The organism is Pusillimonas sp. (genome assembly GCF_044464525.1).
GTDB lineage: Bacteria > Pseudomonadota > Gammaproteobacteria > Burkholderiales > Burkholderiaceae_B > Pusillimonas.
On sequence record NZ_JBIQLE010000029.1, the window covers coordinates 11,619 to 25,664 of the forward strand.

Below are 14,046 nucleotides of genomic sequence, written 5' to 3' on the forward strand. Positions count from 1 at the left end.
CTGCTCCTATTGCTTGAGTTTGGCAAAAGCGGCCGCCATGGCGCCCGCGCCCTGCCCGTTATCGCGGCCGCTTTGGCGTGTCCGATCGCCGCGTGGACGCTCTGGCCGGCTTTCGGGCTTGCCGGCGCCACGGCGCGCTGCAGGCGGCCCGTCGTCATTCAGGCGCATGGTCAGGCCCACCCGCTTGCGGGCGATGTCCACTTCAAGCACCTTGACCTTCACGGTCTGGCCCACGCGCACAACATCGCGTGGATCTTTTACGTATCGGTCGGCCAAGGCCGAAATGTGCACCAGGCCGTCCTGGTGCACGCCGATGTCGATAAAGGCGCCAAAGTTGGCCACGTTGGTGACCACGCCCTCGAGAATCATTCCTTCATGCAGGTCGTTAAGCGTGTTGACCCCTTCTTTGAACTGGGCGGTCTGGAATTCGGGTCGTGGATCGCGGCCGGGTTTTTCAAGTTCGGCGAAGATGTCGCGAACTGTAGGCAAGCCAAAGCGTTCATCTGTGAATTCGGATGGCGAAATGCCTTTCAGGGCAGCTTGCTTGCCCATGACCAGACTGACATCGGCATTAATCTTCTTGAGAATGCGTTCGACCACGGGATAGGCTTCCGGGTGGACGGCAGAAGCATCCAACGGATTGTCGCCGTTCGCAATGCGCAGGAACCCGGCAGCCTGTTCGAATGATTTTTCTCCGAAGCGGGACACCTTCATCAGCATTTTGCGGTTGGCGAAGGCGCCGTTTTCGTCACGCCAGGCGACTATATTGCGTGCAAGCAGCGAGTTGAGCCCCGACACCCGGCTGAGCAGCGGTGCAGAGGCCGTGTTCACGTCGACTCCGACCGCGTTGACGCAGTCTTCGATTACTGCGTCGAGTGATCGGGCCAGGTCGCGCTGATTGACGTCGTGCTGGTATTGCCCCACGCCGATGGCCTTGGGCTCTATCTTGACGAGTTCGGCCAACGGGTCTTGCAAGCGTCTGGCAATGGATACGGCGCCGCGCAGGCTGACATCCAAATCGGGAAATTCTTGGGCGGCCAGCTCAGAGGCGGAATAAACCGATGCGCCGGCTTCGGACACGACAACGCGCGTCAATTCAAGCTGAGGAATGGCAGCGAGCATATCACCGACCAGTTTTTCGGTTTCACGCGAAGCGGTGCCGTTGCCGATGGCAACGAGCTCTACCGAGTGCTTGGCAGCCAGCGCAGCCAGGGTGTTAATCGAGCCCTGGCGGTCGCGCCGGGGTTCAAAAGGATAGATGGTGGCGGTATCCAGCAGCTTGCCGGTGGGATCAATGACGGCGATTTTGACACCGGTGCGTATGCCCGGATCCAGCCCCATGACCGCCTTGGGGCCGGCGGGGGCCGCCAGGAGCAGGTCTTTGAGGTTGGCCGCGAACACTCTGATCGCCTCGGCTTCGGCATTCTCGCGCAAGCGGCCGATCAGTTCGGTTTCGAAGGCGGTAAGCAGCTTCACGCGCCAGGTCCAGCGACACACTTCGGCCAGCCAGCGCTTGCGCGGCGCCGCATCGACGGCGAAGTCGACGTCCAGCTCAAGCCGCCGTGCAATACGTGTCACGCAAGGGTGGGGCGTCTGGGCTTCGAGTTCGGCGTCGAGCCCCAGGCGCAATTCAAGCATGCCTTGCTGACGGCCTCGAAGCAGAGCAAGCACGCGGTGCGAGGGCAAGGTGCGCAGGGTTTCATTGAAATCGAACCAGTCGCGAAAGTTGGCTCCTTCGGCTTCTTTGCCGTCGGCAACCTTGGAATACAGCCTGCCGGTACTCCACAGGTGCTCGCGTAGATCGGCCAGAAGATCGGCGTTCTCGGCATAGCGCTCGGCAAGGATGTCGCGTGCGCCGTCAAGCGCTGCCTTGGCATCATTGATCGACGCTTCTGGATTGATGTAATCAGCCGCCAGGACGACCGGGTCGCAAGAGGGGTCGGCTACAATAGCGTCAGCCAGGGGCTCCAGCCCCGCTTCGCGCGCGATTTGCGCGCGGGTGCGCCGTTTGGGTTTATAGGGCGCGTACAGGTCTTCCAGCCGTTGCTTGGTGTCCGCCGCACGTATATCGGCCGCCAGCGCGGCAGTGAGCTTGCCCTGCTGCTCGATGGATTCCAGCACCGCCGCGCGGCGTTCTTCCAGTTCGCGCACATAGATCAGCCGCACTTCAAGGTTACGCAGCACCGTGTCGTCCAGGCCGCCCGTGGCTTCCTTTCGGTAGCGAGCAATAAACGGAACGGTGGCGCCGCCGTCAAGCAGCTCGATCGCTGCGGCCACCTGATGCGGCTTGGCGCCCAGTTCGTTCGCCAGCAGCGCAATAATGTGTTCGGGTTTGCCTTGGTCGGCAGTGTCGGGCGCGGAGGTTGCAGTGATACTTGTCATGTCCAAACTGTAAAACAGATTCAAGCAGGACATTTTGCCACATGGCGGGCCTCAAACGCCCGCGGGCCGGGTATTATCCCCTGTGGGTCGAACATTTATTGTAAAGAAGCGTTCCCGATGCTGTCGCAAGAGCTTACCGAGATTTTTTCCGAGCAGGGGCCCATCGCCCAGAAGGTGGCTGGTTTCCGGCCGCGGCAGGCGCAGATGGAAATGGCCCAGGCCATAGGACAAGCCTTGCACGATCACTCGACCCTCATCGCCGAAGCGGGTACGGGCACGGGCAAGACCTGGGCGTATCTGGTGCCGGCTTTTCTCAGCAATGCCAAGGTGCTCGTGTCGACGGGCACGCGCACCTTGCAAGATCAACTTTTTCGTCGCGATCTGCCACGGCTGCGCGAGGCATTGGCCCTTCCCATAGATGTCGCCCTGCTCAAGGGGCGGGGCAACTATGTGTGCCACTATCATCTGGAGCGCTTGTCTGGAGACGACCGCGCCCTGAAGTCGCGTTCCGAAGTGAGCCAGTTGCGCCGGATTCAAGTTTTCGCCCAGAATACACGCAGCGGCGACCGCGCTGAGCTGTCCGAGGTGCCGGAAGATGCGGATATCTGGAATCGGGTCACGTCGACGCGCGAGAACTGCCTGGGCCAGGAGTGCCCTCATGTGCGCGATTGTTTCGTGCTCAAGGCGCGCCGCCAAGCCCAGGACGCTGATCTGGTGGTGGTGAACCACGCCTTGTTCATGGCCGACCTGGCCTTGCGTGAAGAGGGCATCACCGACCTCTTGCCCTCAGTGGACATGGTGGTTTTCGACGAGGCGCACCAGCTGCCCGACATCGCCACTCGCTTCCTGGGTGTCAGCGTGTCGTCGCATCAATTGCTCGATCTGGCACGTGTAATCGAGGCGACGGGCCTGGCGCAAGCGCGCGAAGCAACAAACTGGAGCGAGGCCGGCAAGGCGGTCGAGCAGGCAGCGCGCGCCTTGCGCCTGTCCACCGCCGCGCTCGACAAGCTGCCAGGGCGCAAGGCCACCTTCGATGCCCTACCCAACGCGGACGAGTTCGACGCAGCGCTGGCTGATTTGCTAGCAGCCATGGATCGAGCCTCGGAACTATTGAAAGCGGTTTCCGACAAACATCCCGATCTGGCGGCTGCCGCCAATTCCTGCCTCGAGTTGCGTGCGCGGCTGTTTCAATGGAGCCAGCCCGACCGGCAAGGGCACAACGCGCTAGAGCGATCCGACGAGGACGAGGCCTCCGTTCGCTGGGTCGAAGCGGGCACTCATCACATGCGTTTGCACAGCGCCCCTTTGTCCGTGGCGCGAATTTTCTCGCGCTACCGGCGGCCCGAACAGACCTGGATCATGACCTCGGCCACACTGTCTGTGCATGGGGATTTCGGGCACTTCCAGCGCCAATTGGGGCTGTGGGACGCCCAGACGCTGCGCTGGGAGTCTTCCTTCGATTATTCCACCCAGGGCTTGCTGCTTGTTCCACAGAATTTGCCGCTGCCCAGTCATCCGAACTTCAACCAGAGATTTGTCGAGGTGCTGGCGCCGCTGATTGAAGTGGCGCCGGGCGGTGTTCTGGTTTTGTGCACCACGCTTCGGGCGGTCGACCGGATCGCCGAACTGCTCGAAGAGCAATTCGAAGATCGCGGCATTGAACGGCTGTTGCTGAAGCAGGGCGACAGTTCGCGACGCGCTTTGCTCGAACGTTTCCGCGCAGGACAAAACGCGGTGCTGGTGGGCAGCGCCAGTTTCTGGGAAGGCATCGACGTGCCGGGCGACGCCTTGACACTGGTCGCCATCGACAAGCTGCCGTTTGCGCCGCCTGACGACCCTGTGCTGGAGGCACGCTTGAATCAATGCCGCAGCAGCGGCGGAAACCCGTTCATGGAATACCAGGTGCCCGAAGCGGCCATTGCGCTAAAGCAGGGCGCGGGCCGCCTGATACGTTCGGAAAGCGATTGGGGAGTACTGATGGTGGGCGACACGCGCCTGGTCGACAAGCCCTACGGGCGGCTATTGTGGCGAGGGCTGCCGCCTTTTGCGCGTACCCGCGATCCTGAGCAGGCGCTGGCTTTTTATGGGGCTCGTAAGCCTGATTGACTGACTGTTATATCAGCGTTGGCAAAGGGCGGGCCCGCTGTTGCTTGATCGATAGCGTAGCTGTGGGATTGCGTGTTTGGTCGCGATTGTGTTTGGTCAAGATTGGGTCTCGTCAAGTGCGTATCTGGCCAAAGTTGTGTTTGGTCGAGTTCGTATTTGGCTTTGGTTGAATTTGGGCTAGTTTGAGTTTGGGTCTTTAAGCGCCGTTGTGGTGGATGGTGTTTTACCCGGGCGGTCGGGCGGTTTGCGGCAGCGCCCTCCAACGCCCGGATAAAACACCATCCACCACAACGGCTTGCAGCAACGGCTGACAATGACCGGCAGAAGTACGCCGACCTACGCAGTTACGCTAACCTGAGCCGCTGGAAGGGAAATAAGCCTGGGCCGGACGTTGGAGGGCGCTGCCGCAAACCGCCCGACCGCCCGGCCCAGGCTTATTTCCCTTCCAGCGGCGGCTAAAGAACTCAGTAACGGCCCCGCAAGAACTCCAATAATAGCCAAGCAAGAAAACAAAACGGCGCCGCTCAAGAACAAAGAACGGCGCCGCTCAAGCCGGCAACAACAATATCGTTACGTTAGAACCAGTTCATCGGATTCCAGGCGTTGACCGGTTCGTCCAGGCCTTGCTCGTAATACTTGGTGTCGGGAAAGTTCTCGTCGAGTACCCGTTTGGCGTCGTCGCGCAGGTCGGGCATATTGAGCTTGTCGTACGACAAATACATGATGTACAAAGCTTTTTCGGCCACGGGCACACCTTGAAAATCAGTGACTACGGTTTGCGCCCGGTTGGCCGCTGCCAGGTAGGCCTTGCGCTCGTAGTAATACTGGGCCACGTGAACTTCGTTTTGGGCCAGCGTAGTCACCAGCCACGCTACGCGCTTGCGGGCATCTTCAGTGTATCGGCTGTCGGGGTAGCGGGTAATAAGCTCGTTGAACGCCTCGTATGATTCGCGCAGGCCTTTAGGGTCACGTTCGCTGGGGTCTTGGCGCGTAATGCGCGAAAACACAGCACTGGGCGGCGTGAAGGTGATCAACCCCTTCAGGTACAACATGTAGTCGGTGCCGGCGTGGTTGGGATATTGCTGCTGGAACCGATCGATTGCCGCCAGCGCCTGCTCGGGTTCGTCGTCTTTCCAGTTGACGTAGGCAAGGTCCATTAAGGCTTGCTGGGCGTAGCCGCCAAACGGATAGCGTGCTTCAACGGCTTCGAGCCGCGTACGGGCGTCGTTCCAGTTGCCATCGCTTATCTCGGTGCGCGCACTTTCGTACAGGCGTTCTGCGCTCCATCCGGCGGTCGGGTCAACGTCGCCCTTGAAAGAACCGCAGCCGGCGGCGGCAAGAACGATGGCCAGGGCGCCGAGGGTGCGCGCCCAGTTTTTGAGACTGGAAAAGCGCAATGGTTGGGGGTCGGAGCGAGTCACAAATGAGTCCTTGGTGTTAGCATGCAGGCAGATTATATGATTTGTCGCCATGCCTGACACAAATATCGATCAAGATAGTTTAACCGCGCCCGGGCCGCAGAGTTTTCGGCAACCCTGGGATGCACGGCCCGAGCGTTTGGACAAGGTTCTCGCCCGACTGATCCCCGAACATTCCCGCAGCCGTTTACAAGGCTGGATCGAAGGTGGGCACGTATTGGTCAATGGCGTGGCGGGGCGCGTCAAACAAATCGTCGGGCCGGGAGACGAGCTTACTGTATGGCGCCAACCTCCACCCGATGCCATGGCCTTTTCGCCCGAGCCGGTCGAGTTCGGCGTTGTCGGCCAGGGCGAGAACTGGATCGTTGTTTTCAAGCCGGCTGGGCTGGTGACACATCCGGGCGCGGGCAACTGGACGGGCACCTTGCTCAACGGCTTGCTGCATCGGTTTCCAGAGCTTGCCCAGGTCGCGCGTGCGGGCATCGTCCATCGTCTCGACAAGGATACTTCGGGCTTGCTTGTCGTGGCTCGCAATGAACAGGCTCAGACTCATCTGGTCAGGCAGTTGCAGGCGCGTACAGTCAGCCGAGAGTACATTGCCCTGGTGCACGGCAGGCTGGTCGCCGGAGGCACAGTCGACGCGGCCATTGGCCGCGATGTGCGGGTGCCGGTGCGCATGTCGACCGATCGCCCCATTGCGCCCAAGCAAGCCATTACGCACTACGAGCCACAGCGCGCCGGCCGCCTTGATCCCGGAGGCGCCGTTACCGAGGTGATCTGCAGACTCGAGACGGGCCGTACGCATCAGATTCGGGTGCACATGGCAAGTATCGGGCACCCCCTGGTTGCCGATGTGCTCTATGGCGGAAAAACATTGGAGGTCATGCAGCGGCAGATGCTGCATGCTCGCGGCCTGAGCTTTGATGAACCGGGGTCCAATCGCCTTCTGTCTTTCGAGGCGCCGCCGCCGCCCGACTTTAATAAAGTTCTCCAGGAGGTGGCATGGGAGTCATGAGCTGGCAGGGCCTGCCGGTCGTGACGGGCAGCCCGTGGCCGGGCCTGCGGTATTTTTGCACTTTGCGCATGCGGCCTGGGTCGGCGGCGGCGTGGCCGGAAACAGCGGACGGCGCAACAGGAGCCAGTGCCGCGCCCTACGACACCTTTAATCTTGGCGACCATGTGGGTGATGACCCTTTGGCGGTGCAAGCTAATCGCGATCGACTGGTGGCCACGTTGCCGACGGCTCCGTTATGGCTCAGTCAGGTGCACGGCGTCGAGGTCGTCGACGCGGATAAATTCCCGCCCGTCGGAGCGGCTGGACTGGGCCGGATGGAAGAGGGCGGCCGGCCGTCCACGGTCACGCATCCGAAGGCGGACGCCGTCGTTAGTTCTGTGCCGGGCCGTGTGTTGTGCATCATGACCGCAGACTGCCTGCCTGTGTTGCTTTCCGATGAACGTGCCAAGGTGGTGGGGTTGGCCCACGCCGGCTGGCGCGGACTGGCTGCAGGCGTACTCGAGAACACGCTGGCGACCCTGCGTCGGCGTGCCCCGGCCGGTTCATCGTGGCGGGCATGGATAGGCCCGGCCATCGGGCAGGCTGCGTTCGAGGTTGGCGACGACGTGCGCCAGGTCTTCATCGATCAGGATGCCCGGACGGCGTCCTGCTTTACGCCGGGACGGCCGCAGCGATGGCAGGCCGACCTTGCCGGCATTGCCTCCCACCGCCTTGGCCGAGCGGGTGTCGGCCAGGTAGAGACCTGCGGGCTTTGCACGCATGCGCGTCCCGATTTTTTTTACTCGTATCGCCGAGACGGAATGACGGGTCGGATGGCGACGTTGGCCTGGTTGGACTGCGCCGCTTGACCCTGGGGAATCGGCCGGCGGCTCCCTAGCGTATATTTGCGCTAATCAAGTGTTGACGGGCTCTAGCGACTTACCCTGATTGACACTGACTTGGTTGCAAGACACCATTCCAGCTAAGAGTTTTATGTAGGATTGCATGATGCGCGCCCCATCTTCACCTGAATGGCCCGTTCCGGTCAGCGTCTCCCCCGACAAGCTGGCCGGCATCCAGGCAGAGTTCTCCAAAGGATGGGCCGACATGCTTTCGCAAGCCCAACAGGGCACTCTCACGCCTCCGGCCGATCGGCGTTTCAAAAGCGACGCTTGGGCTTCAAATCCAGCCAACCTCTTCATGGCTCACGCCTATCTGCTTTCGGGCAAGGCCATTCAGCAAATGGCCGACGCGGTGCAATTGCCCCAGCGCGCGCGTGACCGGCTACGCTTCAGCTGCATGCAGTGGGTCGAGGCGATGTCGCCCGCCAACTTCCTGGCGACCAACCCCGACGCCCAGCAGCGCATGCGCGAAAGCAACGGAGAGTCTCTGCGTGTCGGCTTGCTTAACTTGCTGGCCGACATCCAAAAAGGGCGTATCACGCAAACCGACGAAAGCCGTTTCGATGTGGGTGTCGACCTGGCCACTACCGAGGGGCAGGTCATTTACGAAAATCGGCTGATGCAGCTGATCCAGTACGCGCCGCTTACGCCCACGGTGTATCAGCGCCCCTTGCTGATGGTTCCACCCTGCATCAACAAGTTCTACATACTTGATCTTCAGCCGCACAACTCTTTTGTCCGTTACGCGGTCGAACAGGGCTTTACCGTGTTCCTGGTTTCCTGGCGCAACCCCCAGGTGTCTGACGATGACGGCATCGATACCGCCACCTGGGCCGACTATCTTCAAGAAGGGGTACTCGAGGCCATCGAGGCTGTGCGAAGCATCACGCGCCAGAAGCAGATCAACGCGCTGGGCTTTTGCGTAGGCGGTACCTTGCTTGCCTCTGCGCTGGCCCTGGCCAAGGCGCAAGGCGATGGTCCAGTCGCGTCGCTTACCTTGCTTACAACCCTGCTCGATTTTCACGATACCGGCGTGCTCGACGTATTCGTCGACGAGCTTCACGCCCAAACGCGCGAGCGCCAGCTCGGAAATGGCGGGCTGATGTCGGCGCGCGAGCTTGCCACCACGTTTTCCTATCTGCGTCCCAACGAGCTGGTCTGGAACTATGTCGTCGGCAACTACCTGAAAGGCGAGGCGCCGCCGGCCTTCGACCTGCTGTTCTGGAATGCCGACGGCACCAACTTGCCCGGCCCGTTCTTTACTTGGTATTTTCGCAACGCCTATCTCGAGAACCGTATTCAGGAGCCTGGCGAGATCAAAATTGACGGCCATTCGCTCGATCTGGGCACCTTGTCCATGCCGGCTTATCTATACGGTTCGCGCGACGACCATATCGTGCCGTGGCGCGCGGCTTACGCAAGCACCGCGCTGCTGCGCGGGCCCATGCGTTTCGTGCTGGGGGCGTCCGGCCACATCGCGGGGGTCATCAACCCCCCTTCTCAGGGGCGGCGCTGCTATTGGGCGGCTTCAGGGGTGGTCCCCCATTCCGATATGCCAGGTGATCCCGAAGCCTGGCATGAACAAACCACCGAACATCCTGGAAGCTGGTGGCCCGATTGGTCCCAGTGGCTTGCAGAACAATCAGGAGCCCGTAAAAAGGCGATCCGAAAATTTGGTAACGCCCGCTACGCGCCGCTCGAGCCGGCGCCAGGGCGTTATGTCAAAGTACGATCCCAGTAAGGGAAGAGCCGCATACGCGGCAACAGAAATGTTCGCAAGAAGGAGAAGCACATGAGCGGTAAACTGGCTTACGTCACAGGGGGCATGGGCGGCATCGGAACTTCCATTTGCCAGCGCCTGGCAAAAGAGGGGTATACGGTCGTGGCGGGTTGCGGTCCAAGTCGCGATTATCAGCAGTGGCTCAGCGAACAAGCTGCGCTCGGTTATAAATTCCACGCTTCCGTGGGTAACGTATCCGACTGGGATTCCACTACCGCCGCATTCGAAAAGGTCACAGCCGAACATGGGCCCGTGGCCGTGCTGGTCAATAACGCGGGCATCACCCGTGATGGCCTGTTCCGCAAAATGAGCCGCGAAGACTGGCGCGCGGTCATGGACACCAACCTCAACAGTCTGTTCAACGTTACCAAACAGGTCATTGAGGGTATGATAGAAAATCAGTGGGGACGCATCATCAATATCAGTTCGGTCAACGGCCAGAAGGGGCAGTTCGGCCAAACCAATTACTCTACGGCAAAGGCGGGTATTCATGGGTTCACCATGGCGCTTGCCCAAGAGGTCGCCAGCAAAGGCATCACGGTCAATACGATTTCCCCGGGTTATATCGGCACAGATATGGTCAGGGCCATACGACCCGATGTGCTCGAGAAGATCGTCAGCACCATTCCGGTCAAGCGTCTTGGCACCCCAGACGAGATCGGTTCGATGGTGGCTTGGCTGGCATCCGACGAGTCGGGCTTTGCCACTGGCGCCGATTTCTCGCTGAATGGCGGTCTGCACATGGGTTGAGGCTGATATCAAGTCATTTGATAGTCGATGCCATTTAAAAAACCACAGGCCGCGCTCTAGTAGCGCGGCGCTTTCTTCAACGCTGTTTTTTTCTTCGTACTCGACCACACCGACATGACGCAATCTCAAAAGGCAAACTCGCCACGACTGATAAAAAAATATCCTAACCGTCGGCTATACGACACGCGCACCAGCGCCTACATCACGCTGGCCGACGTCAAGCAATTGGTGCTCGAGAACGAAGAGTTCCAGGTAATCGACGCCAAGTCTTCCGACGACCTGACGCGCAGCATCCTATTGCAGATCATCCTCGAAGAAGAAAGTGGCGGAATGCCGATCTTCTCGTCCATGGCCTTGCGCCAGATCATTCGTTTCTACGGCCACTCGATGCAAGGAGTGATGGGTTCCTTCCTTGACAAGAACATCCAGGCCTTCATGGAGATCCAGGAACGTGTGGCCGAGCAGTCGCCGGGCGTGTATGGCACGCAGTTCGGCCCCGAGGCCTGGAGCCAGTTCATGAATGTCCAGACGCCGATACTGCAAAACATGATGAACAACTACATTGACCAGAGCAAGAACCTGTTCGTTCAAATGCAAGACCAGATGCAGGGTCAGACGCGCTCGATGTTCAATGTGTTTCCGTTTTCAACACCCGGCTCAACCGACGACGACAACAAAAAATAAGGTGTGGGTCAATCAGTTTCCATTGAAGCCCGAGCTACTGCCTTGTATGGGCTGTGGTCGTGCAAAGCGTCGGCATAGCCGTCAACCGCGGCGGTTTCTCGTTCCAGAAAATCGGCAATGGCCTGGGCATACCGCGCGTCGCGTATCCAATGGGCCGAATAAGTACGCACCGGCAACATGCCCCGCGACAGCTTATGTTCGCCTTGTGCGCCGCCCTCAAAGCGCTTGAGCCCCTTGGCGATGCAATACTCGATGGCTTGCATGTAGCAGGTTTCAAAATGAAGACCTGAGATGAATTGCGTGGCGCCCCAGTAGCGACCGTAAAGCGTATCTTCGCTTTGAATGTTCAAGGCGCAGGCGATGGGGGTGCTGCCCGAGCTTGCCATTACGATAACCAGGTTCTCGGGCATGCCAGCGGCCAGTTGCTCGAAGAACGGTTTGTTCAGATAGGGCGGGTTGCCGTGCTCGAAATAGGTGCGTTCGTAGCAGTGGTAGAAAAAATCGAGGGCGGCATCGTCTATGTCGCGGCCCACGAGCCATTGAAACCGCAGCCCCGCCTGCAATGATTTTTTCTTGTCCTGCTTGAGCTTCTTGCGGTTTTTTTGATTGAGGCGGGACAAGAAGTCGTCGAGGTCGCGATAGCCTTCGTTGTGCCAATGAAACTGTATGCTTTCGCGAAACATGAAGCCCGCCTCTTTGAGCGCGGTCATGTCGCATTCGGATGGAAACAGGACATGCAGGGACGAAAGCTCATTTTGTTCCGCAAGCGCGATAGCTTGCCGTGCAAGCAAGACGCGATCACGATGGTGATTGGCCAGAAGTCTGGGGCCGGGAACGGGCGAGAACGGTACGGCAGACAAGAGCTTCGGGTAATAGTGCAGGCCGTGCTCGGCAAAGGCGCGCGCCCAAGCCATGTCAAACACATATTCACCGCGTGAGTGGTACTTCAGGTACAAAGGCATGGCTGCAGCCAAGCCGCCGTCACGGTACAGCGCCAGGAAATGCGGCGACCATCCTGTTTGAGCGGCCGCGCATCCTGTTTCTTGAAGCGCCAGAAAAAACTCATGCCGCAACAAAGGATGGCCTTGGGCCAGACTGTTCCAATGTTCGGCGTTAATATCGCTGATATGTTCTACCAATGCAAAATGTTCGGACAAGGCGGTTACCAGAAGCTTGAAGGTATGAATCGATTATTCAAAGTGTAGTGATTTTCCGGCGGAGGGGCGAGCAATGAGCAATAGGATTCCAGTCACGGTGGTCACGGGTTTCCTGGGTAGCGGCAAGACCACGCTGCTTAATCGAATGTTGGCGCCAGACCGGGCGGATGCCGACGAAGTGCGCCGCACCGCCTTGCTGGTCAACGAAGTGGGTTCTGTCGGCATCGATCACGAGCGTGTCAGGCACATTAGCGACAACGTTATCTTGCTTGAATCCGGTTGCGTGTGCTGCAGCGTCCGGGGCGACTTGGTCGAAGCCTTGCGCGAGCTGTTTCTTGCGGCCCTGCATAAGTCCATCCCGCCTTTTTCACGTATCGTCATCGAAACCACGGGGCTTGCCGATCCGGCCGCCGTGATGCACACCCTGAAATACGAGGGGTTTCTTCGCGACCGCTATGTCTATGCGGGCTGCATCACCGTTGCCGATTGCACGCACGGCTTGCGTCAGTTGACGGATTATCCTCAGGCTTTGCAGCAGGCCGTCCAGGCCGACGTGGTTGTGCTTAGCAAGGCCGACCTGACATCAGCGGCCGACCGCGAGGCGCTTGTAGATGCCCTGGGTACGGTCAACTCCCGGGTGCAGATATTCGATCAACAAAACTTGCCTGCCCTTACCGAGCTATTGGCGGCGGCTACCGTTAACCAAACCATAGTGCGTGATGCCGGGCAGGTTGCAGGCTTGCTTTCGAATGGTACGCTCAAGGCGCGGCGCTTCGCTCACGACGCTGTTCATGTGGTTACCCTGCTTGTAGGCGGAGAGGTCTCGCACGCTGCGTTCAGTCGAGCCATGGGTCGCATCCACGAATTGCCAGGCATCGACCTATTGCGGCTTAAGGGTCTGCTGCGCTTTATGCACGAAGACGGGCTCAGCGCCGTGCATGGGGTGCACAGGCAGCTTTATCCGGTCGAGCCGCTGGCGCATACTGGGCCAGACGCCGCTCAAGCCCCGCAAGCGGCATTGGTTTTTATTGTAAGCGGAAGCAAGGCGCCCGAATTCGAATCGCTTCTGCGCGATATTTTGGCCGAAGAAGGCATCGAAACCGGTGTGCCGATGTAGCGCACCGTTGTAAAAATGGTATGCGGATAGCGGTGCAACCATTGCAATATGTGCAGTGCGGTGGTGTAATAAGGAAAAATATCGCTAATATTTTTTTGGTCGGCTTATTAGTCAAGGCAGTCTATGCCGTTCGCCAGTGTGCGATTCTTTTTCGACCCCCAACTCGTTCTCGATGTATCCACTAGTGCCAACTGGTGTTCCAGGCGGGTTGTTTTAAGCAAATTCAAAAATAATTGATGCCCGGCTTCGAATTCCAATTCGAATCAGCCAGGGCAGTACTGAACACATATTCGTATTTTGCTTTGCAGGCCCGGGCAAGTTCCGCGACCACACGTGTGTCCCTTGCGCCGCTTGGCGCCGCAACAACGGCGCATCGTTCAAAAATCGCTTGTCCGTTGGCGCCGGCAAAGGCAGTACGCAAAGTTCTAGGCTGAAAGTTCTTGGCTGTTTGGCATATATGGTTTTAATACGCTGTGAATCCCATAGGTGTACCGCCCAGTTTCAACAGGGTGGTTTGCTACGGCGTGGTCGTTTGCTGCTTACCGGGGTTCTGCGGGCCGCGCAGGGGCTTGTCCATGTTGTGGCGGGTTTTTCCAAAGCCTTGGGTAAAGAGCTGGCCAAAAAAACTGCCAAAACAAAAATGGGCCAAGCACCTTGGCGCTTGGCCCATCTGAAAGCTGGTTGCGGGGGCAGGATTTGAACCTACGACCTTCGGGTTATGAGCCCGACGAGCTGCCAGACTGCTCCACCCCGCGT

The 14,046-nt window shown here is 59.3% G+C and carries 10 protein-coding genes and 1 tRNA gene; 7 read left to right on the plus strand and 4 right to left on the minus strand.

Translation table 11 applies throughout. From position 1 onward, the window contains the following. Nucleotides 1–6: 6 nt before the first annotated feature. The gene (locus tag ACIY1O_RS14115; protein ID WP_397475757.1) at nt 7–2,388 is read right to left on the minus strand and encodes a Tex family protein; all 2,382 of its coding nucleotides are present in this window, start codon (nt 2,386–2,388) and stop codon (nt 7–9) included. Between the two features lie 111 nt (nt 2,389–2,499). Here ACIY1O_RS14115 and yoaA point away from each other — a divergent pair, with 111 nt between their 5' ends. Beyond that, the gene (yoaA, locus tag ACIY1O_RS14120; protein WP_397475738.1) at nt 2,500–4,488 is read left to right on the plus strand and encodes a DNA repair helicase YoaA; all 1,989 of its coding nucleotides are present in this window, start codon (nt 2,500–2,502) and stop codon (nt 4,486–4,488) included. Nucleotides 4,489–5,063: 575 nt separating this feature from the next. Here the strand turns inward: yoaA and ACIY1O_RS14125 are convergent. Next, complete coding sequence (locus ACIY1O_RS14125) at nt 5,064–5,885, minus strand: outer membrane protein assembly factor BamD (protein WP_397475758.1); 822 nt, start codon at nt 5,883–5,885, stop codon at nt 5,064–5,066. Nucleotides 5,886–5,958: 73 nt separating this feature from the next. Between ACIY1O_RS14125 and ACIY1O_RS14130 the strand changes: the two genes are divergently transcribed. The 5 genes from ACIY1O_RS14130 (at nt 5,959) to phaR (ending at nt 11,016) form a co-directional block, all read left to right on the plus strand. After that, complete coding sequence (locus ACIY1O_RS14130) at nt 5,959–6,921, plus strand: RluA family pseudouridine synthase (RefSeq protein ID WP_397475739.1); 963 nt, start codon at nt 5,959–5,961, stop codon at nt 6,919–6,921. Beyond that, nucleotides 6,909–7,769, plus strand: coding sequence for a peptidoglycan editing factor PgeF (pgeF, locus tag ACIY1O_RS14135; protein WP_397475740.1), 861 nt, complete (start codon nt 6,909–6,911; stop codon nt 7,767–7,769). Before ACIY1O_RS14130 ends, pgeF begins: the two co-directional genes overlap by 13 nt. Before the next feature lie 139 nt (nt 7,770–7,908). After that, nucleotides 7,909–9,543, plus strand: coding sequence for a PHA/PHB synthase family protein (locus ACIY1O_RS14140; protein WP_397475759.1), 1,635 nt, complete (start codon nt 7,909–7,911; stop codon nt 9,541–9,543). A 51-nt stretch (nt 9,544–9,594) separates the two neighbouring features. Then, entirely contained in the window at nt 9,595–10,332 is a 738-nt protein-coding gene (gene phbB / locus ACIY1O_RS14145; RefSeq protein WP_397475741.1) for an acetoacetyl-CoA reductase, read from the plus strand. Nucleotides 10,333–10,446: 114 nt separating this feature from the next. Further along, nucleotides 10,447–11,016 (plus strand): polyhydroxyalkanoate synthesis repressor PhaR, encoded by a 570-nt coding sequence (phaR, locus tag ACIY1O_RS14150; protein WP_397475742.1) that lies wholly within the window; start codon nt 10,447–10,449, stop codon nt 11,014–11,016. Between the two features lie 8 nt (nt 11,017–11,024). On the opposite strand, the gene ACIY1O_RS14155 is transcribed toward phaR, so the two are convergent. Further along, nucleotides 11,025–12,173, minus strand: a complete 1,149-nt coding sequence (locus ACIY1O_RS14155; RefSeq protein ID WP_397475743.1) for a GNAT family N-acetyltransferase — start codon at nt 12,171–12,173, stop codon at nt 11,025–11,027. A gap of 73 nt (nt 12,174–12,246) precedes the next feature. On the opposite strand from ACIY1O_RS14155, the gene ACIY1O_RS14160 reads away from it, so the two are divergent. Next, nucleotides 12,247–13,290 (plus strand): CobW family GTP-binding protein, encoded by a 1,044-nt coding sequence (locus ACIY1O_RS14160; RefSeq protein ID WP_397475744.1) that lies wholly within the window; start codon nt 12,247–12,249, stop codon nt 13,288–13,290. Between the two features lie 678 nt (nt 13,291–13,968). On the opposite strand, the gene ACIY1O_RS14165 is transcribed toward ACIY1O_RS14160, so the two are convergent. Then, nucleotides 13,969–14,045, minus strand: a tRNA-Met gene (locus tag ACIY1O_RS14165). Nucleotide 14,046 lies beyond the last annotated feature (1 nt).

What these genes read in the sequence shown, in the direction of transcription:
- yoaA (WP_397475738.1), top strand. Translation starts at nt 2,500, where the DNA reads ATGCTGTCGCAAGAGCTTACCGAGATTTTTTCCGAGCAGGGGCCCATC.
- ACIY1O_RS14130 (WP_397475739.1), top strand. Translation starts at nt 5,959, where the DNA reads ATGCCTGACACAAATATCGATCAAGATAGTTTAACCGCGCCCGGGCCG.
- pgeF (WP_397475740.1), top strand. Translation starts at nt 6,909, where the DNA reads ATGGGAGTCATGAGCTGGCAGGGCCTGCCGGTCGTGACGGGCAGCCCG.
- ACIY1O_RS14140 (WP_397475759.1), top strand. Translation starts at nt 7,909, where the DNA reads ATGCGCGCCCCATCTTCACCTGAATGGCCCGTTCCGGTCAGCGTCTCC.
- phbB (WP_397475741.1), top strand. Translation starts at nt 9,595, where the DNA reads ATGAGCGGTAAACTGGCTTACGTCACAGGGGGCATGGGCGGCATCGGA.
- phaR (WP_397475742.1), top strand. Translation starts at nt 10,447, where the DNA reads ATGACGCAATCTCAAAAGGCAAACTCGCCACGACTGATAAAAAAATAT.
- ACIY1O_RS14160 (WP_397475744.1), top strand. Translation starts at nt 12,247, where the DNA reads ATGAGCAATAGGATTCCAGTCACGGTGGTCACGGGTTTCCTGGGTAGC.